Source organism: Agathobacter ruminis (assembly GCF_002735305.1).
GTDB classification, from domain to species: domain Bacteria; phylum Bacillota; class Clostridia; order Lachnospirales; family Lachnospiraceae; genus Roseburia; species Roseburia ruminis.
This window is the reverse complement of the sequence record NZ_PDYG01000088.1, coordinates 1-327: the sequence shown is the minus strand read 5'-3', so window position 1 is coordinate 327 and position 327 is coordinate 1. Positions and strand designations below refer to the sequence as shown.

Here is a 327-nt window from a genome sequence, read left to right as displayed (position 1 = left end):
TGATGCTGACTCAGATGCAGATACGCTTGCTGATTCAGAAGCACTTACACTTGCTGACTCGCTGGCGCTTACTGATGCTGATTCAGATGCAGATACGCTTGCTGATTCAGAAGCAGATACACTTGCTGATTCAGATGCAGATACACTTGCTGATTCAGATGCACTTACGCTTGCTGATTCGGAAGCACTTACGCTTGCTGACTCAGATGCGCTTACGCTTGCTGACTCGGAAGCACTTACACTTGCTGATTCAGATGCAGATACGCTTGCTGACTCAGATGCAGATACACTTGCTGATTCGCTTGCGCTTACTGATGCTGACTCAGA

1 pseudogene is annotated in these 327 nt (G+C 47.7%); it reads left to right on the top strand.

The window, feature by feature from the left end:
* Positions 1-327: pseudogene (locus CSX02_RS13615) on the top strand (MSCRAMM family adhesin SdrC); the annotation flags it as partial.